This window comes from Mycobacterium conspicuum (assembly GCF_010730195.1).
In the GTDB taxonomy this organism is placed as follows: Bacteria; Actinomycetota; Actinomycetes; order Mycobacteriales; family Mycobacteriaceae; genus Mycobacterium; species Mycobacterium conspicuum.
The window spans coordinates 5421554-5445037 of record NZ_AP022613.1; the positions used below are offsets into that span (position 1 = coordinate 5421554).

26 protein-coding genes and 1 tRNA gene are annotated in these 23484 nt (G+C 65.8%); 15 read left to right on the forward strand and 12 right to left on the reverse strand.

Features of this window, described 5'->3' with window-relative positions; all coding sequences use genetic code 11:
• Positions 1 to 23 precede the first annotated feature (23 nt).
• Both G6N66_RS24910 and G6N66_RS24915 read left to right on the forward strand, forming a co-directional pair.
• A complete protein-coding gene (locus G6N66_RS24910; protein ID WP_139825176.1) occupies positions 24 to 1046 on the forward strand; it encodes an ArsA family ATPase in 1023 nt (340 codons plus the stop codon).
• On the forward strand, positions 1043 to 2203 hold the full coding sequence (locus G6N66_RS24915) for an ArsA family ATPase (RefSeq protein ID WP_085232705.1): 1161 nt from the start codon (positions 1043 to 1045) through the stop codon (positions 2201 to 2203). The genes G6N66_RS24910 and G6N66_RS24915 overlap by 4 nt, the downstream gene beginning before the upstream one ends.
• A gap of 124 nt (positions 2204 to 2327) precedes the next feature.
• On the opposite strand, the gene G6N66_RS24920 is transcribed toward G6N66_RS24915, so the two are convergent.
• Positions 2328 to 2678, reverse strand: a complete 351-nt coding sequence (locus G6N66_RS24920) for a WhiB family transcriptional regulator (RefSeq protein WP_085232704.1) — start codon at positions 2676 to 2678, stop codon at positions 2328 to 2330.
• Between the two features lie 366 nt (positions 2679 to 3044).
• Here G6N66_RS24920 and ponA2 point away from each other — a divergent pair, with 366 nt between their 5' ends.
• The 4 genes from ponA2 to G6N66_RS24940 all read left to right on the forward strand — a co-directional run bounded on the left by ponA2 (position 3045) and on the right by G6N66_RS24940 (position 7730).
• Positions 3045 to 5474 (forward strand): transglycosylase/D,D-transpeptidase PonA2, encoded by a 2430-nt coding sequence (ponA2, locus tag G6N66_RS24925; RefSeq protein WP_085232703.1) that lies wholly within the window; start codon positions 3045 to 3047, stop codon positions 5472 to 5474.
• Positions 5475 to 5518: 44 nt separating this feature from the next.
• The gene (locus G6N66_RS24930; RefSeq protein WP_085232702.1) at positions 5519 to 6496 is read left to right on the forward strand and encodes a metallophosphoesterase; all 978 of its coding nucleotides are present in this window, start codon (positions 5519 to 5521) and stop codon (positions 6494 to 6496) included.
• Positions 6493 to 7593, forward strand: coding sequence for an L-cysteine desulfhydrase Cds1 (gene cds1 / locus G6N66_RS24935; protein ID WP_085232701.1), 1101 nt, complete (start codon positions 6493 to 6495; stop codon positions 7591 to 7593). The genes G6N66_RS24930 and cds1 overlap by 4 nt, the downstream gene beginning before the upstream one ends.
• 60 nt (positions 7594 to 7653) lie before the next feature.
• A tRNA-Pro gene (locus G6N66_RS24940) sits at positions 7654 to 7730 on the forward strand.
• A gap of 118 nt (positions 7731 to 7848) precedes the next feature.
• Here the strand turns inward: G6N66_RS24940 and G6N66_RS24945 are convergent.
• A complete protein-coding gene (locus G6N66_RS24945) occupies positions 7849 to 9078 on the reverse strand; it encodes an ATP-binding protein (RefSeq protein WP_085232700.1) in 1230 nt (409 codons plus the stop codon).
• Between the two features lie 297 nt (positions 9079 to 9375).
• Between G6N66_RS24945 and G6N66_RS24950 the strand changes: the two genes are divergently transcribed.
• Positions 9376 to 9708 (forward strand): DUF732 domain-containing protein, encoded by a 333-nt coding sequence (locus G6N66_RS24950; RefSeq protein ID WP_085232699.1) that lies wholly within the window; start codon positions 9376 to 9378, stop codon positions 9706 to 9708.
• Positions 9709 to 9723: 15 nt separating this feature from the next.
• Here the strand turns inward: G6N66_RS24950 and G6N66_RS24955 are convergent, their stop codons facing one another.
• The 4 genes from G6N66_RS24955 to G6N66_RS24970 form a co-directional block, all read right to left on the reverse strand.
• Positions 9724 to 10035, reverse strand: coding sequence for a DUF732 domain-containing protein (locus G6N66_RS24955; RefSeq protein WP_085232698.1), 312 nt, complete (start codon positions 10033 to 10035; stop codon positions 9724 to 9726).
• Between the two features lie 353 nt (positions 10036 to 10388).
• Positions 10389 to 10679, reverse strand: coding sequence for a DUF4193 family protein (locus G6N66_RS24960; RefSeq protein WP_085232697.1), 291 nt, complete (start codon positions 10677 to 10679; stop codon positions 10389 to 10391).
• Positions 10680 to 10836: 157 nt separating this feature from the next.
• Positions 10837 to 11337: a DUF6328 family protein gene (locus tag G6N66_RS24965; RefSeq protein ID WP_085232696.1), complete on the reverse strand. Its 501-nt coding sequence runs from the start codon at positions 11335 to 11337 to the stop codon at positions 10837 to 10839.
• Between the two features lie 31 nt (positions 11338 to 11368).
• Positions 11369 to 11974: a TetR/AcrR family transcriptional regulator gene (locus tag G6N66_RS24970; protein ID WP_139825175.1), complete on the reverse strand. Its 606-nt coding sequence runs from the start codon at positions 11972 to 11974 to the stop codon at positions 11369 to 11371.
• A gap of 118 nt (positions 11975 to 12092) precedes the next feature.
• Here G6N66_RS24970 and G6N66_RS24975 point away from each other — a divergent pair, with 118 nt between their 5' ends.
• Positions 12093 to 12851: a maleylpyruvate isomerase family mycothiol-dependent enzyme gene (locus tag G6N66_RS24975; RefSeq protein ID WP_232079410.1), complete on the forward strand. Its 759-nt coding sequence runs from the start codon at positions 12093 to 12095 to the stop codon at positions 12849 to 12851.
• Between the two features lie 47 nt (positions 12852 to 12898).
• Here the strand turns inward: G6N66_RS24975 and G6N66_RS24980 are convergent, their stop codons facing one another.
• A complete protein-coding gene (locus G6N66_RS24980; protein ID WP_139825174.1) occupies positions 12899 to 13267 on the reverse strand; it encodes an STAS domain-containing protein in 369 nt (122 codons plus the stop codon).
• A gap of 183 nt (positions 13268 to 13450) precedes the next feature.
• On the opposite strand from G6N66_RS24980, the gene G6N66_RS24985 reads away from it, so the two are divergent.
• From G6N66_RS24985 to G6N66_RS25010, 6 genes are all read left to right on the forward strand, one after another.
• Complete coding sequence (locus G6N66_RS24985) at positions 13451 to 14350, forward strand: STAS domain-containing protein (RefSeq protein WP_085232694.1); 900 nt, start codon at positions 13451 to 13453, stop codon at positions 14348 to 14350.
• 20 nt (positions 14351 to 14370) lie between these two features.
• Positions 14371 to 14760 carry an STAS domain-containing protein gene (locus tag G6N66_RS24990; protein ID WP_085232693.1) on the forward strand — a complete coding sequence of 130 codons (390 nt, stop codon included), beginning with the start codon at positions 14371 to 14373 and terminating at the stop codon, positions 14758 to 14760.
• Complete coding sequence (locus G6N66_RS24995) at positions 14750 to 15160, forward strand: ATP-binding protein (protein WP_085232692.1); 411 nt, start codon at positions 14750 to 14752, stop codon at positions 15158 to 15160. Before G6N66_RS24990 ends, G6N66_RS24995 begins: the two co-directional genes overlap by 11 nt.
• Entirely contained in the window at positions 15153 to 15779 is a 627-nt protein-coding gene (locus G6N66_RS25000; RefSeq protein ID WP_085232691.1) for a SpoIIE family protein phosphatase, read from the forward strand. Before G6N66_RS24995 ends, G6N66_RS25000 begins: the two co-directional genes overlap by 8 nt.
• Positions 15776 to 18019 carry a SpoIIE family protein phosphatase gene (locus tag G6N66_RS25005; protein ID WP_085232690.1) on the forward strand — a complete coding sequence of 748 codons (2244 nt, stop codon included), beginning with the start codon at positions 15776 to 15778 and terminating at the stop codon, positions 18017 to 18019. Before G6N66_RS25000 ends, G6N66_RS25005 begins: the two co-directional genes overlap by 4 nt.
• A 98-nt stretch (positions 18020 to 18117) precedes the next feature.
• A complete protein-coding gene (locus G6N66_RS25010; RefSeq protein WP_276013552.1) occupies positions 18118 to 19077 on the forward strand; it encodes an iron-containing redox enzyme family protein in 960 nt (319 codons plus the stop codon).
• Between the two features lie 8 nt (positions 19078 to 19085).
• Here the strand turns inward: G6N66_RS25010 and G6N66_RS25015 are convergent, their stop codons facing one another.
• From G6N66_RS25015 to G6N66_RS25035, 5 genes are all read right to left on the reverse strand, one after another.
• Positions 19086 to 19295 (reverse strand): CDGSH iron-sulfur domain-containing protein, encoded by a 210-nt coding sequence (locus G6N66_RS25015; protein ID WP_085232688.1) that lies wholly within the window; start codon positions 19293 to 19295, stop codon positions 19086 to 19088.
• Positions 19292 to 19984: a HemK2/MTQ2 family protein methyltransferase gene (locus tag G6N66_RS25020; RefSeq protein ID WP_085232687.1), complete on the reverse strand. Its 693-nt coding sequence runs from the start codon at positions 19982 to 19984 to the stop codon at positions 19292 to 19294. The genes G6N66_RS25015 and G6N66_RS25020 overlap by 4 nt, the downstream gene beginning before the upstream one ends.
• A gap of 70 nt (positions 19985 to 20054) precedes the next feature.
• On the reverse strand, positions 20055 to 20609 hold the full coding sequence (locus G6N66_RS25025) for a type 1 glutamine amidotransferase domain-containing protein (protein WP_085232686.1): 555 nt from the start codon (positions 20607 to 20609) through the stop codon (positions 20055 to 20057).
• A gap of 39 nt (positions 20610 to 20648) precedes the next feature.
• Positions 20649 to 21635 (reverse strand): LLM class F420-dependent oxidoreductase, encoded by a 987-nt coding sequence (locus G6N66_RS25030; protein ID WP_085232685.1) that lies wholly within the window; start codon positions 21633 to 21635, stop codon positions 20649 to 20651.
• A 42-nt stretch (positions 21636 to 21677) separates the two neighbouring features.
• Positions 21678 to 22142: a GatB/YqeY domain-containing protein gene (locus G6N66_RS25035; RefSeq protein WP_085232734.1), complete on the reverse strand. Its 465-nt coding sequence runs from the start codon at positions 22140 to 22142 to the stop codon at positions 21678 to 21680.
• Positions 22143 to 22279: 137 nt separating this feature from the next.
• Here G6N66_RS25035 and G6N66_RS25040 point away from each other — a divergent pair, with 137 nt between their 5' ends.
• Positions 22280 to 23476 carry a hypothetical protein gene (locus tag G6N66_RS25040; RefSeq protein ID WP_085232684.1) on the forward strand — a complete coding sequence of 399 codons (1197 nt, stop codon included), beginning with the start codon at positions 22280 to 22282 and terminating at the stop codon, positions 23474 to 23476.
• Positions 23477 to 23484: the final 8 nt, after the last annotated feature.

The following is a 23484-nucleotide window of genomic DNA, read 5'->3' on the forward strand; positions in this document are numbered from 1 at the left end:
GGAAGGGGGCGGGCTAGCATGCGATGGTGGCAAAGACACCTAGCGCCGGCAGTTCGGTCGGCTGGCCGGCGCGCTTGTCGAAGGCGCGCTTGCATTTCGTGACCGGCAAAGGCGGCACCGGCAAGTCGACCATCGCGGCGGCGCTGGCTCTGACCCTGGCGGCGGGGGGCCGCAAAGTACTCCTCGTCGAAGTTGAAGGGCGCCAAGGGATTGCGCAACTTTTCGACGTCCCGCCGCTGCCGTATGAAGAGGTCAAGATCGCGACCGCCGAGCGGGGCGGCCAGGTTAACGCGTTGGCGATCGACATCGAGGCCGCGTTTCTGGAATACCTCGAGATGTTCTACAACCTCGGCATGGCGGGCCGGGCGATGCGCCGCATCGGCGCGGTCGAGTTCGCGACGACGATCGCGCCCGGCCTGCGCGACGTGCTGCTCACCGGCAAGATCAAGGAAGCCGTGGTGCGGCTGGACAAGAACAAGCTTCCGGTTTACGACGCGGTCGTCGTGGACTCCCCGCCGACGGGCCGGATCGCCCGCTTCCTGGACACCACCAAGGCGGTGTCCGACCTGGCCAAGGGCGGGCCGGTGCACTCGCAGGCCGACGGCGTGGTGAAGCTGCTGCATTCGGACCTGACCGTCATTCACCTGGTGACTCTGCTGGAAGCGCTGCCGGTACAGGAGACGCTGGAGGCCATCGAGGAACTTTCCGAGCTGGACCTGCCCATCGGCAGCGTGATCGTAAACCGCAACATCCCCTCGCACTTGGAGCCCGGCGACCTGGCCAAGGCCGCCGAAGGTCATGTCGACACCGACGCGCTGCGGGCCGGCCTGAAGCTGGCCGGTATCACGCTCGACGACACCGACTTCGCCGGCCTGCTAACCGAGACCATCCAGCACGCCACCCGCATCAGCGCCCGCGCCGAGACCGCACAAGAACTCGACGCCCTCAAGGTGCCGCGGCTGGAGTTGCCGGCCATCTCCGACGGCGTCGACCTCGGCAGCCTGTACGAACTTTCGGAATCTCTTGCACATCAAGGAGTTCGATGAGCGTGAAGCCGGAAACGCTTGACATGGCGGCGATCTTGGCCGACACATCGAACCGGGTGGTGGTGTGCTGCGGCGCCGGCGGCGTCGGCAAGACCACGACGGCGGCGGCGATGGCATTGCGCGCGGCCGAATATGGCCGCACCGTCTGCGTTTTGACGATCGACCCGGCCAGGCGACTCGCGCAGGCGCTGGGGGTCAACGACCTCAGCAACACCCCGCAGCGCGTCCCGTTGGCGCCCGAAGTGTCCGGCGAGTTGTACGCGATGATGCTCGACATGCGCCGCACCTTCGACGAAATGGTGATCCAGTACTCCGGCCCAGAGCGCGCGCAATCGCTGTTGAACAACCAGTTCTATCAGACCGTTGCCACGTCCCTCGCCGGCACGCAGGAGTACATGGCGATGGAGAAACTCGGCCAACTGTTGGGTCAGGACCGCTGGGACCTGATCGTGGTAGACACTCCACCCTCGCGCAACGCGCTGGACTTCCTGGACGCGCCAAAACGCTTGGGCAGCTTCATGGATAGCCGACTGTGGCGGCTGCTGCTCGCACCGGGCCGCGGCATCGGGCGGTTGGTCACCGGCGCGATGGGCTTGGCCATGAAGGCGCTCTCCACCATCATGGGTTCGCAATTACTCAGCGACATAGGGTCTTTCGTGCAATCGCTGGAAGCCACATTCGGCGGCTGGCGAGAGAAGGCGGACCGCACCTATTCGCTGCTGAAGCGGCGCGGCACGCAGTTCGTGGTGGTGTCGGCGGCCGAACCCGACGCGCTGCGCGAGGCGTCGTTCTTCGTCGATCGGCTGTCACAGGAGGGTATGCCGCTGGCGGGACTGGTCTTGAATCGCACGCATCCGATGCTGTGTTCATTGCCGGTCGAACGGGCGATCGACGGCACCGAGACGCTGGCGACCGCCGAGGGAGACGCCGCGGCCGCCGCGCTGGCCGCGGCCGTGCTGCAAATCCACGCCGACCGCGGACTGACCGCCAAACGGGAGGTTCGACTGCTGTCCCGCTTCACCGGGGCCAACCCGCACGTGCCGGTCATCGGGGTGCCGTCGCTGCCGTTCGATGTCAGCGACCTCGAGGCGCTCCGCGCGCTCGCCGATCAGATCACGGCGGCCGGCGACGATGCGAGTCGCGCTGGGGCCAGCTAGAGAACGAGCGAAAAGGGGTCCATACGGGCCCAAACCGCGCTACGCTCAAAGCAATTCAACACGCGTCTGACCCGACGCGGATTTCCGAGTGCCGTAACAGGACAGTAATGACGAAGCGCAGTACTTAGCCGACGCTGCGGTGCTTGCGCTTGTCGAAGAAGTCGGCCCACGACACCACCTCGGGGTGCTGCTTGAGCAGGGCCCGGCGCTGGCGCTCGGTCATCCCGCCCCAGACGCCGAATTCGACCTTGTTGTCCAGCGCGTCGGCGCCGCATTCCTGCATGACGGGGCAGTGCCGGCAGATCACCGCGGCTTTGCGTTGAGCGGCTCCGCGGACAAACAGTTCGTCGGGATCGGTTGCCCGGCACAATGCCTTGGACACCCAGGCGATCCGCTCCTCTGCGTCGACACTGCGCAGGGTGGTATGGCTAGTAACCAGGTTGGTTCGTCGCGCGGCCGGCCGCGTACCTGACACGAGCTGTTTCCTTCCTCCCGGTCGCGTTTTGCGACCGCCCTCCTCGAGTGCAGATCAGCTGCGGCCGTATGTCGGGGGCCACACTATGCACTTCGGTGTTACCTGAATCTCACCGTGTGTCTAAGTTAGGTGGTCAGGTGGTAATTATGCAACAGTCTGATAAAGCTTTTTCTGGCACAAGCGTCCCGTCTCGGCGCATACGGTTCGGGCAACAGTAGCCCAGCCAGTCCGTTTTGGGCGGTTGACCAGTAATGCAGGCGAAAACCCTATGAGGCGACCACTGGTCACCTGGTAGAGAGCTTTTTCGGGGTCGCGGGCGGCCAATGATTTCTGGGGACGTGCACGCGGGCGGTTAGGGTAGTACGCATGGCAGAGCGCCCCCCGGCCGTCCTGACGGTCCTCAAGCTCGCTGGGTGCTGCCTGCTGGCCAGCGTTGTGGCCACCGCCCTGATGTTCCCCTTCGTGGGTGGCGTGGGGCTGATGTCCAACCGCGCCTCGGAGGTCGTCGCCAACGGCTCGGCTCAGCTCATGGAGGGGCAGGTGCCGGCCGTCTCGACGATGGTCGACGCGAAGGGCAACGTGATCGCGTGGCTGTACTCGCAGCGACGCTTCGAGGTGCCCACCGACAAGATCGCCAACACGATGAAGCTGGCGATCGTGTCCATCGAGGACAAGCGGTTCACCGAGCACAACGGCGTGGACTGGAAGGGCACCCTGACCGGTCTGGCCGGCTACGCGCGCGGCGACGTCGACACCCGCGGCGGCTCGACGATCGAACAGCAGTACATCAAGAACTATCAGCTGCTGGTGACCGCGCAAACCGACGCCGAAAAGCGCGCGGCCGTCGAAACCACTCCGGCGCGCAAGCTGCGCGAGATCCGCATGGCCCTCACGCTGGACAAGACCTTCACCAAGCCGGAGATCCTGACCCGCTACCTGAACCTGGTCTCGTTTGGTAACGGCTCGTTCGGTGTGCAGGACGCCGCGCAGACCTACTTCGGCATCAACGCCTCCGACCTGAACTGGCAGCAGGCGGCGCTGCTGGCGGGCATGGTCCAGTCGACCAGCACGCTCAACCCGTACGTCAACCCCGAGGGCGCGTTGGCCCGGCGGAACTTGGTGCTGGACACCATGATTGAGAATCTGCCGGAGCAGGCCGACGCGCTGCGCGCCGCCAGGGCGCAGCCGTTGGGTATATTGCCGCAGCCGAACGAACTGCCCCGGGGCTGCATCGCGGCCGGCGACCGCGCCTTCTTCTGCGACTACGTCCAGGAGTACTTGTCGCGTGCGGGCATCAGCAAGGAGCAGCTGGCCCGCGGCGGCTACCTGATCCGCACCACGCTCAACCCCGACGTGCAGATCCCGGTCAAGGCGGCCATCGACAAGTTCGCCAGCCCGACCCTGCCGGGCATTTCCAGCGTGATGAGCGTGATCGAACCGGGCAAGAACGCCCACCACGTGATGGCCATGGCCAGCAACCGCAAGTACGGGCTGGACACCGACGCCGGCGAAACCATGCGACCGCAGCCGTTCTCCCTCGTCGGCGACGGCGCCGGGTCCATCTTCAAGATCTTCACCACCGCCGCCGCGATGGACATGGGCATGGGCATCAACGCCACCCTCGAGGTGCCGGGCCGGTTCCAGGCCAAGGGCATGGGCAGCGGCGGGGCCAAGGGCTGCCCCAAGGACACCTGGTGCGTGGTCAACGCCGGAAACTACCGGGGCTCGATGAATGTCACCGACGCGCTGGCCACCTCACCCAACACCGCGTTCGCCAAGCTGATCCAGCAGGTCGGGGTGTCGCGCACCGTCGACATGGCGATCAAGCTCGGCCTGCGCTCCTACGCCAACCCCGGCACCGCCCGCGACTACAACCCCGACAGCAACGAGAGCCTGGCCGATTTCGTCAAGCGGCAGAACATCGGCTCCTTCACCCTGGGCCCAATCGAGCTGAACGCGCTCGAGCTGTCGAACGTCGCGGCCACCCTGGCCTCCGGTGGCGTGTGGTGCCCGCCGAGCCCGATCGACAAGCTGATCGACCGTAACGGCAACGAAGTCGCGGTCACCACCGAGACCTGCGACCAGGTGGTGCCCGAGGGGCTGGCGAACACCCTGGCCAACGCGATGAGTAAGGACGCGCTCGGCGGCGGCACCGCGGCCGGCTCGGCCAGCGCGGCCGGCTGGGATCTGCCGGTGTCGGGCAAGACCGGCACCACCGAGGCCCACCGTTCCTCCGGGTTCGTCGGCTTCACGAGCCACTACGCGGCGGCCAACTACATCTATGACGACTCGCCCAATCCCACCGACCTGTGTTCGTCGCCGCTGCGCCACTGCGGCGACGGCGACCTGTACGGCGGGAATGAGCCGGCCCGGACCTGGTTCACGGCGATGAAGCCGATCGCCACCAATTTCGGTCCGGTGCAGCTGCCGGCCACCGACCCTCGCTACGTCGACGGCTCCCCGGCGTCCCGTGTGCCCACCGTCGCCGGGCTGGAGGTGGACGCCGCGCGCACACGCCTGAAGGAAGCCGGCTTCCAGGTGGCCGACCAAACCAACTCGGTCAACAGCACCGCCAAGCTCGGCGAAGTCGTCGGGACATCGCCCAGCGGCCAAACCATTCCGGGTTCGATCATCACGATTCAGGTCAGTAACGGCATCCCGCCGCCACCGCCGCCGCCGCCGGAAGGTCTGCCCGGGATACCCGTCCCGGTCGGATCGCAGGTGGTGGAGATTCCGGGCCTGCCGCCGATCACCATTCCGTTGCTGGCCCCTCCGCCGCCACCACCGCCGCCGTAGCCAGAGACGCGGCGTCAGCGCCCGACGGGCAGTAGGCTGCCTGCATGGCTGATGCACGCCCGACTGCCCCGCTGCCCGCCGCCTTGATTCGCACCGGCGCCGTAGCGCTCGGCTCGACCGTTGCCGGGCTCGGTTACGCCGCAGTGGTCGAGCGCAACGCGTTCGTGCTGCGCGAGCTGACCATGCCCGTCTTGACGCCGGGCTCCACGCCGCTGCGCGTGCTGCACATCAGCGACCTGCACATGACGCCGAATCAGCGCCGCAAGCAGGCCTGGCTGCGGGAGCTGTCCAGCTGGGAGCCCGACCTGGTGGTCAACACCGGCGACAACCTGGCGCACCCCAGGGCGGTGCCGGCCGTCGTCCAGGCGCTGGGCGACCTGTTGTCGCGACCGGGCGTGTTCGTCTTCGGCAGCAACGACTACTTCGGGCCGCGCCTGAAGAACCCGCTGAACTACCTGACGAATCCTGGTCACCGAGTTCGCGGAGAGCCATTGCCCTGGCAGGACCTGCGGGCGGCGTTCACCGAGCGCGGCTGGCTCGACCTCACCCACACCCGCCGTGAGTTCGAAGTGGCCGGCCTGCACATCGCGGCGGCCGGCGTCGACGACCCGCACATCGATCGGGACCGCTACGACGCGATCGCGGGACCCGCCAGCCAGGTGGCGAACCTGCGGCTGGGGCTGACGCATTCGCCCGAACCGCGGGTGCTGGACCGCTTCGCCGCCGACGGCTACCAGCTGGTGATGGCGGGCCACACCCACGGCGGGCAGCTCTGCCTGCCGTTCTACGGGGCCCTGGTGACCAACTGCGGGCTGGACCGCACCCGGGCGAAGGGTCCGTCCCGCTGGGGCGCCGACATGCGGCTGCATGTGTCCGCCGGGATCGGCACCTCCCCGTTTGCGCCGGTGCGATTCTGCTGCCGGCCCGAGGCGACCCTGCTGACGTTGATCGCCACCCCGATGGGCGGGCGAGACTCGAGCAGCAATCTGGGCCGTTTTCAGCCAGCAGCTTCGCTGCGTTGAACGACCGAACCCACATCGCGGTCCGCAGCCGCTCGCGTTCCTGGACGGACAACGCGGTCCGGCTGATCGAGGCCGACGCCCGCCGTAGCGCCGACACGCATTTACTGCGGTATCCGCTGCCGTCGGCGTGGAGCGCCGACGTGGAGCTGTACCTCAAAGACGAGACGACCCACATCACCGGCAGCCTCAAACACCGGCTGGCTCGCTCCTTGTTCCTCTACGCGCTGTGCAACGGGTGGATCGACGAGGGCACCACGGTGGTCGAGGCGTCGTCGGGTTCCACGGCGATCTCCGAGGCCTATTTCGCGTCGCTGCTCGGCCTGCCGTTCGTCGCCGTCGTGCCCGCGACGACCAGTCCCTCCAAGGTGGCATTGATCGAATCACAAGGCGGGCGTTGCCATTTCGTGCAGAACTCGAGCCAGGTGTACGCCGAGGCCGAGCGGGTGGCGCGCGAGACCGGCGGGCACTACCTGGACCAGTTCACTAACGCCGAGCGCGCCACCGACTGGCGCGGCAACAACAACATCGCCGAGTCGATCTTTGCGCAGATGCGCGACGAGCGGCACCCCATCCCGGAGTGGATCGTGGTCGGCGCCGGCACCGGCGGAACCAGCGCGACGATCGGGCGCTACATCCGCTACCGGCGGCACGCGACCCGGTTGTGCGTCGTCGACCCCGAGAACTCGGCGTTCTTCCCCGCCTACGCCGAGGGCCGGGACGACCTTGTGATGGAGGCGTCGTCGCGGATCGAGGGCATCGGACGGCCGCGGGTCGAGCCGTCGTTTTTGCCCGGCGTGGTCGACCGGATGGTCTCGGTGCCCGACGCGGCATCGATCGCCGCGGCCCGCCATGTCAGCGCCGTGCTCGGCCGCCGGGTGGGGCCGTCGACGGGCACCAACGTGTGGGGCGCCTTCGGGTTGCTCGCCGAGATGGTGGCCGAGGGCCGCAGCGGTTCGGTGGTCACCCTGCTTGCCGACAGCGGCGACCGGTATGCCGACACCTATTTCAGCGACGAGTGGGTCAGCGCCCAGGGGCTTGATCCCAGCGGACCCGCCGAGGCGCTGGTCGAATTCGAACGCTCATGCGCCTGGAAGTGATGCCCTGCCAGCGGTTTCGCCAGCCGGCGCGCGGGTGCGATAGGCTGTCGAAGCTTCAAGCGGGGTGTGGCGCAGCTTGGTAGCGCGCTTCGTTCGGGACGAAGAGGCCGTGGGTTCAAATCCCGCCACCCCGACCACGACTGGTTTATCAAGCCGGGTTTCGATGACACTAGGCGATCGCGCACGTCGACTGCGCGCTATGGGATTCCATGGCGGCGATCGTCGGCTAGTCTCGCTAACCGCTTGGTCGAACGCTCAATCTCTGCGTCGGGAACTCTTGCGCCGCTGCCTGACGGGCGGCACGGATAGCGTCGGCACAGACCGCCGCATGAACTGATCGAAGTGAGGAACTGTAAATGCGGCATACCCGTGATTAGGCGTGTAGAGAAGACCCTTCTCAATCAGCCCTGATCGAGTTGGCCCGCATTGCTCCGAACTTCGATTCAGGAGGCGGGCGACGGCGCTGGCAAGCTGCGGTTGTGGACCAAGTTCGGCCATTGCCCTGAGATACGCCTGTTCGAGTTCCGTAGCACGATCCATCCGCACTCGGAAAAAGCTGCCGTCGAGCTTGTCCTCATACACCAGCCGAGCCTGTTCGACGTCCGTGCGTGTGATGCGGTCGTTGGAAGCTATCGGCCAAATGGCATAACCGAGTTCCTGGAGGAAATAGGGGTATCGCCCAGTCACTTCACCCGCAAGTTCTAGTGCGGCGTCTTCGAAGGTGACACCCTCTTCTGCGGCAGGTTTAGACAACGCCGCACCAGCGTCTTCCTCGGAAAGCACCCCGATGTCAGGAAACTTGAAAAGCCGTTCCGCGTAAGACTTCGCTTCGCCGGCCAGTTCGGCGATCTGCGGTAAGCCTGCGCCCACCATGGTCACCGGAAGCTCTCGTTGAACAGTCTTGTGTAATGCAGCGACCAACGCCTCCAGCTGTTCACGCCGCAGAAACTGAATCTCGTCAAGCAATAGAACGACGCCGGTCTGGTGGTCTGCAGCGGCTTCACCCACGGCCACAAGTAGTTCGGTCAGGTCTGTGGAGAGGTCACCAGAGTCGGCGATCCCGTCTGCAGCATCAGTGTCGAGGCCGGCCGTGATCTTACCGTCCGGATCGATGGCTACCGTGAACGATTTGATCACTGCAGCCAGTCGCCGGGCGCGGTCGCCCCACCGCGCCTTCGGCGACATCTGCAAAAGAGCTGACCGAAATCCTCGGGCAAGCTGTCTCCGGAAGTCGTCGTTGTCGTGCTTGCTGACTTCGATCTCGATCGTGGCCCAGTTGCGGGCGTCAGCCTTTTTGTTGAATTGGCCCAGCAACACCGTCTTGCCGACTCCGCGTAGCCCGGTGATGATCATTGATTGCTCGGTACGCCCGCGTTCGAGTCGCGCTAGCAAGAGATCGAAAGAGGCGAGCTGGTCGTCTCGACCGACGATTAGGGGCGGCTTCGCGCCCGCGTTAGGTGTGTATGGATTGGAGTGCGGGTCCATTACAAGCTTTATAGCATCTTATTAGTTTTAGATAAAACCTACTTAGCCTTGTAAAGCGGTCGCCCTTGTCCCGCAGCTACCATGCGGTGAGCCGTTTACCCAGCTCAGCACCGTTCGGGATGGGTTCAAATCCCGTCACCCCGATCGCCACCCCGACCATTGTTAAATCTGGTGTCTTCGCACTGAATATCCGCCATTTCATGGCGCGCGGGCCCGCAGTCTCGACATAATCTGTTTGCTGGCACGCCGGTGCCAACAGGGGCCTGCACGCAACGTGCCCACACCGAGGAGTCACACATGAAGAACACCGGACGAATCACCGGTCTGCTTGCCGCCGCGCTGGGCGGTGCCGCAGTCCTCATCGCCCCGATCGCCAACGCGGATTCGGCGGACGACGGTTACCTGCAAGCCCTCACGAAGAAAGGCATCTCCTGGCCGAACGGCGGGGACTCGACGATGGTCAACATCGGGCATGCGGTGTGTGTCGACTGGACCCACGGATTCACGTTCGAGCAAACCTTCGCCGACGCGAAATCGGGACTCCCGCAGTTACAGGACTCCTCCATCGCCACCATCATGGGTGCGGCGACGGGGGCCTACTGCCCGCAGTTCTCGAGCAAATTTGACTGACGCCTGCCGGAGAGCTCATTCGCTGGCGAGCCGGTCCGGGCAGTAAGCCTCGACGCTGGCGCTGACGAAGTAGCCCGCTTCGTTGTAGTACCAATCCGGGTTGCCGACCCGGATGTCGGTGATGACGGCGTTGGCGGGCTTGCCCGCCTGTAGCTCCGAGCAGATTTCGTGCGCCGACGCGATCAGCGCTTGGGGGTCGGTGATCGGTCGACCCATGTTGTCTTGGATGTTTTTCAGGAACTGCGCGTCGTTCGGGTCTGCGTGCGCGGTCGCGGCCGACGCCGTCGCGCTCGCCAGGAACACCGCGATGGATAGCAGTACCTTCATCGACGACCCTGCCTCTGGATTGCTTTGCAGGACTGGCCAATTGCAGCCCCGCGATCGGCTGCAGCCTACCGTCGTCGGCGGGGATCCGCGGTGCCGGCTGCGACAGCGTTCGGGGCGCCAATCCGCGGCGGCTAGTTGAGCCACATCGGCCACACCTGTCACTGGCGGGGAAGCGATGTGCTTTGTGTCCACCAGTGAGCGACAAATCGGTGGTCGCGGGGCTGTTGCAAATGTCCGCAAATTTCATTGTGTAATCAGGGCGGTCAGACGGCGAAAATCTCGCCGTCACTTCACACCGAAAGCCCTGAGTTCACACTCAAATGCTCGCGCACACTCGATTAGAAGCTGCTGAACTACGCGCAATCCGCGCAGATCGGTGACGCCCCGTCCGGGCTGCGCAACCGGCTGCGATGCTGCACCAAATGGCAACTCGAGCAGGTGAACTCGTCGGCGCGGGCGGGAATCACCGTCACCACCAGTTCTTCACCCGACAGGTCGGCGTCGGGCAGTTCGAAAAACGTCTCACTTGCGTCGTCGTCGACGATTACCCCCGATGACGGGGGCGCTAAGTCGGGCAGGCCGGACTTGTCCATAGTCTCGACGTCGGACACGCGGCGTGCGTCATAGTCGCTAACGGTCGTCATGAGCGATCCCTTCCTGCGCAGCGGCGGGTCTGACCGACTTCCTGCAGTCACCCCTAGGTCACGCGGTGTACCCCATCGGGGTTCAATCCACACGCAGAAAGCAGAAAGAAATTGCACACGAGCCGAACCGGGGGACAAGCCGGGTTCGAGCGGCCGGCTAGAACTCGCGGCCGCGCAGCGACACCGGCAACAACAGCCAGAACAGGGCGAAAAGCGCCACCGCACATACCCCGGCGACCAGGCCCGGGGTGCGCCCAGCCACCGCAGTGAAGACGATCGCCGTCACGCCGGTGAGCGCGGCACCCAACAGCGCCAGTCCGGCATAGGCGAACCGGTGCGCCGCCGACACCAGCACCTGCAGTCGGTGCCGCCGGAACAGCAAGCGGTGCGTAGCCACCGGGGCGATCAGCAGCACCGTCGCGCCCACCGAGCACCCCACGGTGGCCAGATAGAGCACCCGCATGTGCCCGCTGAGTACGTCGAATCGCTGCTGAAACGGCAGCGTCAGGAGGAACCCGGTGAGCAGCTGCACGCCGGTCTGGACCACCCGCAGCTCCTGCAGCAGGCTGTTCCAGTTGCGGTCCAACCGTTCGATTTCCGTTTCACCGCGCTCGCGCCGGTCCCACCCCTGATCGTCTTCCGGATGATCGACATCCATAGCCGTGATCATCGCACGGCCGCACGCCGTATCAGGTGGCGCTCAGCGCGCGAATGAACCGCTCCATCACCGCGCCGGCTTCACGACGCGCCTCCGCGTGGTCATCGGCCCGCGCCACGAACAGGGTTGCTTCCCGCATCGCCCCCAATAGCGTCAGCGCTGTCGCCTCCACAGGTTGTGGCGGGATCCGAGAGGCGTCGATGGCGTTCTTGAGCAGCCCCTGCACCATCCCGATGTTGTAGCGGTTGCCGATCTCGGTCCACCGCGTCCAGCCCAACACGGCCGGGGCGTCCACCAGGACGATCCGCTGAACCTCCGGGTCGGAGCAGGCATCAAGCCAGAAGTCGGTCCCCAGCCGCATGACTTCGATCGGGTCCGTCTGTTGGGCGGCCACGATCGCCTGGGCCATGCGCTCGGCTACTTCAGCCTCGACCTGTTCGAAGACCGCCGCGAAAAGTTCGGTCTTGTCGGTGAAGTGGTGATACAGGGCGCCCCTGGTCACGCCCGCCGCGCGCACGATCGTCTCCAACGCGACATCGGCGAAGCCGTGTGCGGCAAAAAGCGGTCGGGCGGCCGTGACCAGCGCCTCGCGGGTTTCCGCGGCTCGCTCGGCCTGCGTGCGGCGCGTTTCAACCATCAGCTCTTGCCTTTCATACATACCGTATGTATCTTCATACATACAGTATGTAGGTTTCTAGTTACCTCGCTGAGAAGTTTCGAAAGTCCAGTATCAAGTCACAAGGAGGGCTACGGACATGAAGGACATGGGTTCCGCGCTGAAAGCTATCGAGGCCGACCGGGAGACCGTCTTGGCATTGGCCCGCGAGCTCGACGCCTCCGATTGGACGAAGACCAGCGGCTGCCCGGGCTGGTCGGCGCGAGATGTCTTGTCGCACATGGCTTGTAGCTTCTGGCTGGCCGTGGACCCGGCGATGCTGCCCGACCCCGCAGCGCTGCCTGCCGAACGGGCAGCCGACCTGTATGTGGAGTCGCGTCGCGACATGACGCACGAACAGATTGTGGCCGACTACGACTCGGTCAGCGCCAAGGGCCTTGAGGTGCTCGCCGCGTTGCAGGAACAGGACGCCCAGATCGTTGAGGTGCCGCTGGGAGACGTCGGAACCTACCCGGCGCCGCTCATCGCGAACGCGTTCGCCTTCGAACATTTCGTCCACCTCAGATATGACCTCCTGGCACCGGGTGGGCCGCTGAGCGGAGAGGCGCCGTCGGACGAGTTGCGGCTGGCGCCCACCCTCGACTGGATCGAAGCGGCGCTGCCCCAGCAGAACGCGGCCCTGCTGGCGCGCATGGGCAATGCCGTCGAGATAGACCTCGACGGAAGCGCCGGCCGAAAAATCCGCATCGGCGGCGCTGAGGTCGCCGCCCGCATCACGTGCGGGGCCGAGGCCTTCGTCCAGTGGGTCACGCAACGAGGCACGTGGGAAGCCTTGGGCGTGCATGCCGAAGGGGACCGATCAATCCAGGAGATCGCTCGTCAGTTCAGGGTGTTCTGATTGCCAGACACGTTGAGCTTTGGCAAAACTCGCGTTGAGGCAAACAGCTAGCGATTCAGCTTGCCGTCCCGCACGCCGGTCAGGGCGTCATCGAGGGTCGGATACAGCGGGAAGGTCTTGTCCAGACCCGTCAGGTGAATTGGCCGTCGCGTCGCCGGGCCGCGGGCCACCACGCCGAACTCAGCGGCATCGCCGAGTTTCTCGTACGTCGCCGCCAGAATCTTGAGTCCCACCGAACCGAGAAATTCCACCCCGGAAAGGTCAATGACCAGCGCGGTCGGGCCTTCGGCCACGACTGCACCGATCGCTTGTTCCAAGGCGGGCGCGGTGACAAGGTCGATTTCGCCGCTGACACTGACCACAGCGACCCCATCGTGGTCCGCAACCAGCGTGGTGATCGAATCGGGAGCTGACAATGGCGATCCTTTGTCCGTGCCTCAAGTCCTTCAGTGTGTGCCAGCCTAACCCGCCCGGCCAACTGCGAGAAGACGAAGCCCTCAACACTGCGCGTGGCGTCGCCAGGATAGTCTCCCCATAGGGGCCCGCGCCCTGGGAGAGCTGTAACACTTAGGTGCACTTGGGAGGCCTTGGGAGGCCACATGTCAGATTCACCGACAGACTCCAACGCCAACGCGACGGCTCAGGCCGCCGTCGTTTCCAGCGAGGGCTTGCTGCCACAGCTGGTCCAACACCTCCGTCGAAATCGGACGGTGCTGCGCGAAGAGTGGGCCCGCAGGATCACCGCGGCCGAACTGCTGACGGCGATGACGCCCGAGGAGATCTTCTCCGAGGCGACTGCCGTCTACGACAACTACGTCGAGGTGCTCGAGACCGGTAGCGTCGAGGCGCTGCAGGATTACGCGCGCGACCTGTCCGAGCGCATCATCCCGCGAGGGGTGGAAACCGACGAGGTACTCGGGATCGTGCTGCTGCTGCGCGACGTGCTGGCCCGCTCGCTGTTCGAGAAGTATCAGGCCGAGTTCGACATGCTGAACCGCGTTCTGGACGCCTATGAGCCGGCGGCCAACCGTATCGCCAATACCGTGGGCGTGTCCTTCGTGCAGGAACGCGAGCGCATCATCCGCCAGCAGCAGGAAGCCATCCGCGAGCTGTCCACGCCGGTGCTGCAGGTGCGCGAGCAGCTGCTGATTCTGCCCATCATCGGCGTGCTCGACAGTCAGCGCGCTCGACAAGTCACCGAGCAGTTGCTGCGCGCCATCCGGGCGAACCGCGCGAAGGTCGTGGTCATCGACATCACCGGTGTGCCCACCATCGACTCCACCGTGGCCAACCACCTGGTGCAGACGGTTGACGCGTCGGGCTTGATGGGTGCGAGCGTGATCATCACCGGGCTGTCCTCCGAGATCGCCCTGACACTGGTGACGATCGGCCTGGACCTGTCGAAGATGAATGCCGTCGGCGACCTGCAGGGCGGCATCGAAGAAGCCGAGCGCCTGCTCGGGTACGAGGTCACCCGCACCGGCGAGCAAACCGGCTAAGCGCGACCGTAACCAGCCATATGCCAGTACCGATCCTGAAACAGGGTGCGATTCTGATCGCAACGGTGCAAGCTGCGCTCACCGATTCCGACACCGAGCGGCTGCGGTATGACCTCATGGAGAGGGTCAGCCGGTTTCGCGCGCAGGGCATCGTCGTCGACGTCACCGCCATCGACGTGATGGATTCCTTTGCCGCGCGGTCGCTGCGGACGATCGCGCACATGACCCGGCTGCGCGGCGCCATCACGGTGATCGTGGGCCTGCAGCCAGAGGTGGCTTTCGCGATGGTGCAGTTGGGCCTGGCGTTCGACGACATGAACACCGCGCTAGACCTCGAAGAAGGGATAGCGCTCCTGAATCGCAAACTGGGACTGGGCAAATCGACGATCGGGCGCGACGGTGGCGGGTGAGATCGTCGTCGCGATCAACAACCCCGACGACATCGTCAACGCCCGCAAAGCCGGGCACGAGCTGGCCCTCGGTCTGGGATTTTCTCTAACTGACGTCACGATGATCGCCACGGCGATCTCGGAAGTCGCGCGCAATATCACCAGCTACGCCGGCCACGGTGCGGTGCGGGTGGAGGTGGCCGACCGGGAGGGCCGCAGGGCGCTGATCATTCGCGCCGAGGACGAGGGCCCCGGCATCGCCGACATCGAACGGGCGATGGAAGACGGCTATTCGACCGGACGCGGGCTGGGTCTCGGCTTGCCCGGTTCGCGGCGCCTGATGGACCGCATGATCGTGGAATCCGAGCTCGGGCGCGGAACGGTCATCGAGATGTGGAAGTGGGTGCCGGCGCGTGCTTGAGCAGGGCCGGTGGGGGCCGATCGAATGGGCGGCGGCGGGACGTCCACGCCCCGGCGAGTATGTCTGTGGCGATCAAGCGATCGCGGCCAGCATCGAGGACCAAGGTGCCCTGTTCGGTGTCGTGGACGGCCTGGGCCACGGCCCGTCCGCCGCGAACGCGGCAATCGCCGCGGCGGAGGCGGTTCGGAAAGCCCGCGGCGAACGGGTTGAAGTTTTGGTCCAGCTCTGTCACCGTGTGCTAGAAGGAACCAGGGGAGCCGCGATGACCCTGGCACAGTTCGATTTTCAGACTGGCCAGCTGTACTGGACCGGGGTGGGCAATGTCACGGCCAACCTGGTAGCCAAGGCTGCCCCGGGTGTCAAGGTCCGTTCTTCCGCACGCTTGGCCGCTGGCATCGTCGGCTATCGAATACCGGAAATCTTTCCGGCGCAAGTGATTCCGGTACGCACCGGCGATTTGCTCATCATCGCCAGCGACGGAATCACCGAAGACCACCTCGAACACATCGACTTCGCCGCCCCGGCCACGGGCATCGCCGAACAAATTTTGGCGAAACACTCGAAAGAATCGGACGACGCCATGGTGCTCGCCGCACGTCACCGAGGGGTCTCGGGTTGACCCACGCCGACGACTTCCGCGCCCAATACCTCGCCGCGCTGCGACGGTATCTGCTCACCCACGACGAGGACAGCCTGGCCGTCGCCCACGAACTGGGCCGCCGCGCCCTGCAGGACCAGATCAGCGTGCTCGATATCGTCGAGCAGCACGTCCACCTGATTCTCCAACTCTCGCACGACGTGCGCGTCGACGCGCCGGTCGCACTGGAATTCCTCTTGCAAACGCTGGCCCCGCTCGACATCGCGACCCGGGGGTTCCTCGACGGCACCAAGGCCTATGCCGAACAGCGCGCCCGCGCCGAGGATCTGGCCGACCGGGACAAATTCCACACCGCCCTGGTGAATTCCCTACAAGAGGGGTTTTTCGTCGCCGACCACACCGGTGCGGTCGTCGACATCAACAACGCGTTCGCCGAGATACTCGGCTATTCCTCCGAGGGCCTGCCTTACCGCTGGCCCCACCCATGGCTGGTCGACAAGAACACCGCCGCGGAACAGCAATCCCGGGTCCGTAGCTACGGCAGCGCCGACTACGAGACACCTATTCGCCGCAAAGACGGCCACCTTGCCTGGGTGGCGGTGAGCATCAACGCAGTCCGCGGCAGCGGCACCGACGAAGACGGCAAAGACGTCTATGTCGGAACCATTCGCGACATAACGGCGGAAAGGGCTTTCGCCGCACGGGAAAGCGCGGTCCTCCGGTTGGCCACCGCCGTCGCGGTGGCCAAGAGCGTGGACGAGGTGCTGTCGATCACCCTCGAGGAGTGCCGGGCGACGGTCGACGTGCAGCGCGTGATCGCGGTCATGTGGCCGCCCGGCGAGCATTCGCAGGGCGAACCGGTGGTCCAGATGGCGGGCGAGCCACACGAATCGACGTGGCGCGACCTGGATCCGTGGCTGCGCATGATATTCGAATTCGCCCGACACCAGCTGCCGCTGACGGCCAAGGCGGTTGATGGGCCCGAATCACCCGGTAAGGCAAAGGGATTGGTGGCGGTGCTCTCGGGCGCGGGAGACATGGCGCTGTGGTTGGAGCTGCGCGTGCCGCGGTGGGTCAGCGGCGAGGATCGACTGCTGGCCACGGTTTTGATCGGCCACCTCAGCCTGGCGATGCAGCATGTCCGCCAGTTCGAGAGTGCGCGCGAAACGGCGATGACGTTGCAACGCGCGATGTTGCCGCCGCTGCAACCGCCGCCGGGCTTCGCCGTCCGTTACGAACCCGCCGTGCCGCCACTCGAAATCGGCGGCGACTGGTACGACGTGCTTCCCGTCGGCGATCACCGCATCGGCATCGTCGTCGGTGACTGCGTCGGTCGTGGCTTGCCGGCCGCCGCGATCATGGGCCAGCTGCGCAGCTCGGCGCGCGCCCTGTTGCTCACCGGTGCCGAGCCGGCGGTGCTGCTCGAACAACTCGACGCCGCGGCGGCACTCATTCCGGACGCCTACTGCACCACCGTGTTCCTGGCGATCCTGGACACCGAATCCGGAGTCTTGGAGTACAGCAACGCGGGCCACATGCCCGCCGTGTTGGCGTCGGCCGGATCCGGGACGACGGCGTTGACCGGTGCGCGATCGGTGCCGCTCGCGGTGCGCCGCGACGGGCCTCGCCCGCAAGTTTCCCAGCTGCTGCCGCCCGGCTCGACGCTGATGTTGTTCACCGACGGTTTGGTCGAGCGCAAGCACGAGTCGATCGACGACGGAATCGCCCGTGCAGCAGACGTTTTGGTAGGAACGACGAAGTTGCCGCTGGACGCCGTGGCCGACGCGATGCTTGGCGAGTTGGCTCCCGCGGCAGGCTATGACGACGACGTCGCGATGGTCATCTACCGGCACGAGCTGGTGCCACTTCGGATCGAAAGCGAAGCCAGCGCTGACAAATTATCGGGCATCCGTCGTCGGCTGTCCCGTTGGCTGCGCGCGGCCGACGTCCCCGACGAGCTGGCCGCCGACATCGTGCTCGTCATCAGCGAGGCGTGCACCAACAGTGTGGAGCATGCATACCGCGGTCAGAGCGCCGGGACCATGCTGATCGAGGTCGAGGCCCTCGAAGGCGAAGTCCGCGCGCGAGTCGGCGATTGGGGCTCGTGGAAGCCACCGCCCGCGCAACCCCGCAACGGGGGGCGCGGGCTGCCACTGATCAAAGCCATCAGCAGCGCGGTCGAACTGGACTGCACCGAAGACGGAACAACGGTAGACATCAGCTTTCAACTTCCGGCACCCGCCGGAGCGGTCAACCGCTGAGCTGTTTGCGCGCGTCCTGAGCGGGTACGTTCACCTTCGTGACTAGCGCATCGCTCAGCATTGAGCCTGTTCTGCCTGAAGCGCACGGACCATTGTCGATGGCCGTGCGTCGCACCGTGACCGGACCCGCGTCGCGCAACCAGCTCGCCCGCATCACCGCATCGGTGCGCGATTCGGACCCCTACGGTCTCGACCTTCAGCTGGCCCTGTTCATGTGCTATGAGCTGCACTACCGCGGATTCGCGGGCGTGGATGCGACGTGGGAATGGAACCCGGCGCTGCTGCACTTGCGCGCCGAACTCGAACACGCCTTCCTGGCGGGGATCCGTCGCGACGTCGGGCCCATCGAGCCCGGCCACACCGCGGCGGTCGAAATGGAGGCGGCCTCGGTCGAACCCATCGACGGAACGGGCCCCTCGTACTATCTGCGCGACACCGGAAGCTGGCAGCAGATGCGTGAGTACTTCGCGCACAGGTCGCTCTACCACCTCAAGGAAGGCGACCCGCACGCGTTTGCGATCCCGCGGCTGATGGGCACCGCGAAGGCGGCCTTCGTGGCGATCGAATTCGACGAATACGGGGCGGGGCAGGGCCCGCGGTTGCACCAGCAGCTCTTCGCCGACCTGTTGACCGCGGCCGACCTGGACGCGACGTATCTCGGTTACCTGGACGCCGTCCGGGCCGAGTCGCTGGCGGTGGTCAACGTGATGTCCCTGTTCGGTTTGCACCGCTGGTTGCGCGGCGCCGCGATCGGACACTTCGCCGCGACGGAAATCACCTCGCCGCCGGGCTCCCGACGGATGGTGCAGGCCCTGCAGCGGCTGAACGCGCCGCCGGCCTGCGTCGCGTTCTACGCCGAGCATGTCGAGGCCGACGCGGTACACGAACAGGTGGTGCGCCATGACGTCGTCGGTGATCTGGTGGCCCGCGAACCTCACCTCGACCGCGACGTGGTGTTCGGGATGCGCGCGCACGCGGTCGTGGAAAAACGTCTGGGGGACAACATGATGGCGGCGTGGAAGCTGGGCCAGTCGTCATTGCGACGACCGCTCGACTAACTAGTCGGTTAGGTGCTGCCCTGATCCTTTGCCGGGACGGACCGGCATCGGCGATGACTGGTGTCGCACAGCGGATATTCCTTGCTGCGCGCGCAGGTGCAGATCGCCACCATGAATCGATCGGATTCCACGACGCGGCCGCCGGCCACTTCGATCCGGGCCGGGCCCGAGACCAGCACGGGCCCTTTGGGAACCACCTGTACCCGGGTGCCGGTCATGGTTTGTCCGCCCGGATGACCACCAGCTCCTCTTCCCGGCAGCCGCGACGCAGACGACCGGTGGCCTCCAACCACGCCGCTCGCGCGGAAAGCACCGGACCGAATGGAATCCATTGGGAAGCGATCACCTCGGCCTCCAACCCACTCGCTCGCAACGCATCCAGCGATTGTTGCACACCGGCGAATGCGGACTGCACCAAAAGCAGAGTCCCCTTTTTGCACAACAGGTTTGACGCCGACCTGCACAGCGGGTCCAACACCAGCCGCCCATCCGGGCCGGCATTCCACGCCCAGGCCGGGCCGGCATCACGCGGGATGACTTCCGAGTCGTCAACCGGCGGGGCGGGCACATACGGCGGATTCGACACCACGACGTCGAAGGGAGCGCAGCCGAAAGCCCTTGTCCACGAGCCTTCCCGAACGTCGACTTCCACACCGGCGTCGAGGGCATTGTCGCGCGAGCATCGCACAGCGTTGGGGCAGATGTCGAAAGCGGTGACGCTGGCGCAGCCCAACTCGGCGGCCGCAATCGCGACATAGCCGCTCCCGGTGCACAAATCCAGCACCCGGCGCCCGGGTACGATACCGCTTTGTCGCATTGTTTCTACCAGCAGACGCGAATCTTGTTGCGGCCGATACACCTCGGAAACTGCCGAGGCGCCAACCAGGCCAGGGTAGGTGGTCGTCAAGCGCGGGCCTTTCTGTCAATTCGCCGCGTGTGATCGCGACATTACGAGACTGTGCCCGCAAACGGCTGGTCTAAACCGTGGAGACGGGGGATAACTGCTTTATCACCGTCGCGCAGAAGGCCGGGAGATCGGCTGGTGACCTGCTCGAGATTAAATTCCCGTCGACCACAACCTCCTGGTCAACGACATGCGCGCCGGCATTGCGCAGATCGGTGCGAATGCTCGGATACGACGTCAATGTCCGCCCGGCCACCACGCCCGCCTCCACTAATGTCCACGGGCCGTGGCATATCGCGGCAACGGGTTTTCCCGAACCCACGAACTCCGCCACGAACGCGACCGCCGATCTGTCCAATCGCAGCTTGTCGGGATTCACCGTGCCACCGGGCAACACCAGCCCGTCGAATTCGTCGACGGACGACTCCGCAACCACTCGGTCGACGGGGAAGGTGCCCGCCGGCTCGAGATCGTGGTTGCGTGCCTGGATCTCACCGGATTCCAGCGACATCACCTGGACTTGCGCGCCCGCCTGCTGCAGGGCGTCTCGCGGTTGCTCGAGCTCCACCCTCTCCACGCCGTCCGCTGCAAGAATGGCGATTTTCTTGCCTTGCAATTGATTTGACATCGGCATCGAATACCCGGGCCAAGGACCACCAAACGTGCGTCAGTTCGCGGCGGCACGCAACGCCTGCAGCAACGGTTCGGCGGCTTCTTTGAGGAACAGCTCCTGTGCGTCACCGCCGACCTGGACGAGCGCGATATCGGTGAACCCGGCCTCCCAGTAGGGCCGGACAGCGTCAACGATCGCGTCCAGGTCCGGCCCGCAGGGAATGCTCCCGGCGACGTCTTCGCGGCGCACGAATTTTGTCGCACCGGCGAACCCGGCCGGCGTCGGTAGGTCGGCGTTGACCTTCCAGCCGCCGGCGAACCAGCGGAATTGGTCATGGGCGCGGTCGATGGCCGCGTCGCGATCGGGATCCCAACACACCGGTATCTGCCCGACAACTCGACGGGCGCCCACGCCGTTGGTGGCTTGGCAGGCGGCGTGCCAGGCGTCGACGAGCTCTCCGTTGGGTTCGACCGCCACCAGATGGTCGGCGAGTTTGGCGAATTTATCGATCGCCTTCTTCCCGCCCATCGCCACGGCGATGCCCACCGGCACCTCGGGGAGGTCCCAGAGTCGCGCGGCGTCCACCTGGAAGTAGTCGCCGCGCCAGTTCACCAGCTGCCCCCCGAACAGCTCGCGAATGATCTTGATGGCTTCGCGCAGCATGTCTTGCCGACGCTCGACGGCTGGCCAGCCCTTGCCCACCACGTGTTCGTTGAGATTTTCGCCGCTGCCCAGTCCCAGGGTGAATCGGCCGTCGGCGAGGATCTGCACGGTGGCCGCCTGTTGGGCGACGATCGCGGGGTGATACCTCATCGTCGGGCAGGTCACGTAGGTGTACAGCTCGACATGATCGGTCGCCTGCGCCACCGCGCCCAGCACCGCCCACGCGTTCGGCGCATGTCCTTGCGACGTCAGCCATGGCGAGAAGTGATCGCTGCACACCTCGAAGTCGAAACCGCGTTGTTCAGCCGAAATCGCGTACCGGACAAGGTCTTTCGGGCCGCTCTGCTCCGTCATCAAGGTATAGCCGAAATTGGTCATACCGGCACGAATACCCCGGCGTCCCGCGGGCAAACGACGCGGCTACAGGCGGTCTTTGACCGCCGCGGACAGTCGCGCGCCGTCGGCCTTCCCGGCCGCGATCGTGGTGGCCGCTTTCATCACCAGTCCCATCTGCTTCATGGTGGGCCGCTCGCCGAGGGTCTCGGCCACTTCGGCGATCGCGGTGTCGGCCACATCGGCCAGCTCCGCGTCGGTAAGGGGGGTGGGCAGGTACTCGTCGATCACCCGCGCCTCGGCGTGTTCGTTGGCGGCGAGCTCACCGCGCCCGTTTTGGGTGTAGATCTCGGCCGCCTCACCGCGTTTGCGGGATTCCCTGGCCAGCACCTTGATCACCTCGTCGTCGGAGAGCTCTCTGGCCTGCTTGCCCGAGACCTCCTCGGTCTGGATCGCGGCCAGCACCATGCGCAGGGTCGCGGTGCGCAGCTTGTCCTGGGATTTCATCGCCTGGGTCAGATCCGCCCGCAGCCGGGCCTGCAGTTCTGCCATGGACCAGACGGTACGCGCCGCCGGCATTCCTGACGGCCACTCGTGGGCAAAGCGGGTGGAAATGCCCCCAGCTGAAAGCGGCAGGGCAGGATGGGCAGGATGAACGCTGTGACCGACGACGAAGGCCTTCACACCCGGTGAGCACGCCGCCGCCTGGCTACCCCGGATATGTGCAGCCGGGGTACAGCGCGCCCCCCGGTTATGGCGGCCCACCACCCGGCTATGGCGGATGGCCGCCGCGCTCACCTGGCTACGGCCCGCCGCCTGGCTACGGCCCGCCGCCTGGCTACGGCCCCCCGCCGGGCTACGGCGAGCCGCCTGGCTACGGTCCCCCACCGGGGTATGGCCCGCCGGCGGGGTACGGCCCGGCCAAACCCGGCATCATCCCGCTGCGGCCCCTTACGCTCAGCGACATCTTCAACGGCGCGGTGGGTTACATCCGCGCCAATCCGAAGGCGACGCTCGGATTGACCGCGATGGTGGTCGTACTTATGCAGATCGTCTCGCTGGCCGCCACGGTGGGACCCTTGGCCGGCTACGGCCGAATCGCCACGCAAAGCCCCGACGAGCCGCACTGGGGCGTGCTGGGCACGCTGATGACATCGTTGGGCGTGGGCATGCTGGTCACCTGGCTGGGCGGCATGTTGCTGTCCGGGATGCTCACGGTGATCGTCGGGCGGGCGGTGTTCGGGTCGCCGATCACGATCGGCGAAACCTGGGCCAAGATTCGTGGCCGCATCCCCGCACTGCTGGGCCTGGCGTTGCTCGAGGCGGCGGTGGTGGCGGCTCTTATCGGACTGGTGGTGGTGGTCATCGCCGTGATCGCGGCCGTCGGCAACCCGGCGGCAGCGATCCTGCTCGGATTTCCGCTGTTGCTCGGGATGGCCGCGGTGATGGCCTACCTGTACACCGTGGTGTTGTTCGCGCCGGTGCTCATCGTGCTGGAGAGGCTGCCGGTCATCGAAGCGGTCACCCGATCCTTTGCTTTGGTGCGCAACAGCTTCTGGCGAGTGTTCGGCATCCGGCTCCTGACGTTCATCGTTGCGAGCGTGGTCGCGAATGCGGTCGCCGCGCCGTTCAGCATCGGCGGCCAACTGATGATGGTCGGCGCCGGATCGATCAGTGCCGTGCTGATCGCTACCACGATCGCATCCATTGGATCTGCGGTCGGCCAGATCATCACCGCGCCGTTCAACGCCGGGGTCATCGTGTTGCTCTACACCGACCGCCGGATGCGCGCCGAGGCATTCGACCTGGTGCTGCAGACCGGCGCCGCCGGTGGTCCCTACGCGACCGAGTCCACCGACCACCTCTGGTTGCGGCGCCCGGTATGAGGACCAGC

Coding starts and splice junctions, on each gene's coding strand:
- G6N66_RS24945 (WP_085232700.1), bottom strand. CDS start 9,078: ATGGACCCGCACTCCAATCCATACACACCTAACGCGGGCGCGAAGCCG.
- G6N66_RS24975 (WP_232079410.1), top strand. CDS start 12,093: ATGAAGGACATGGGTTCCGCGCTGAAAGCTATCGAGGCCGACCGGGAG.
- G6N66_RS24990 (WP_085232693.1), top strand. CDS start 14,371: ATGCCAGTACCGATCCTGAAACAGGGTGCGATTCTGATCGCAACGGTG.
- G6N66_RS24985 (WP_085232694.1), top strand. CDS start 13,451: ATGTCAGATTCACCGACAGACTCCAACGCCAACGCGACGGCTCAGGCC.
- G6N66_RS24910 (WP_139825176.1), top strand. CDS start 24: ATGGTGGCAAAGACACCTAGCGCCGGCAGTTCGGTCGGCTGGCCGGCG.
- G6N66_RS24970 (WP_139825175.1), bottom strand. CDS start 11,974: ATGGTTGAAACGCGCCGCACGCAGGCCGAGCGAGCCGCGGAAACCCGC.
- G6N66_RS25015 (WP_085232688.1), bottom strand. CDS start 19,295: ATGACCGGCACCCGGGTACAGGTGGTTCCCAAAGGGCCCGTGCTGGTC.
- G6N66_RS24915 (WP_085232705.1), top strand. CDS start 1,043: ATGAGCGTGAAGCCGGAAACGCTTGACATGGCGGCGATCTTGGCCGAC.
- G6N66_RS25025 (WP_085232686.1), bottom strand. CDS start 20,609: ATGTCAAATCAATTGCAAGGCAAGAAAATCGCCATTCTTGCAGCGGAC.
- G6N66_RS24960 (WP_085232697.1), bottom strand. CDS start 10,679: ATGACGACCGTTAGCGACTATGACGCACGCCGCGTGTCCGACGTCGAG.
- ponA2 (WP_085232703.1), top strand. CDS start 3,045: ATGGCAGAGCGCCCCCCGGCCGTCCTGACGGTCCTCAAGCTCGCTGGG.
- G6N66_RS24930 (WP_085232702.1), top strand. CDS start 5,519: ATGGCTGATGCACGCCCGACTGCCCCGCTGCCCGCCGCCTTGATTCGC.
- G6N66_RS24955 (WP_085232698.1), bottom strand. CDS start 10,035: ATGAAGGTACTGCTATCCATCGCGGTGTTCCTGGCGAGCGCGACGGCG.
- G6N66_RS25010 (WP_276013552.1), top strand. CDS start 18,118: ATGGCCGTGCGTCGCACCGTGACCGGACCCGCGTCGCGCAACCAGCTC.
- G6N66_RS24950 (WP_085232699.1), top strand. CDS start 9,376: ATGAAGAACACCGGACGAATCACCGGTCTGCTTGCCGCCGCGCTGGGC.
- G6N66_RS25035 (WP_085232734.1), bottom strand. CDS start 22,142: ATGGCAGAACTGCAGGCCCGGCTGCGGGCGGATCTGACCCAGGCGATG.
- G6N66_RS25030 (WP_085232685.1), bottom strand. CDS start 21,635: ATGACCAATTTCGGCTATACCTTGATGACGGAGCAGAGCGGCCCGAAA.
- G6N66_RS24965 (WP_085232696.1), bottom strand. CDS start 11,337: ATGGATGTCGATCATCCGGAAGACGATCAGGGGTGGGACCGGCGCGAG.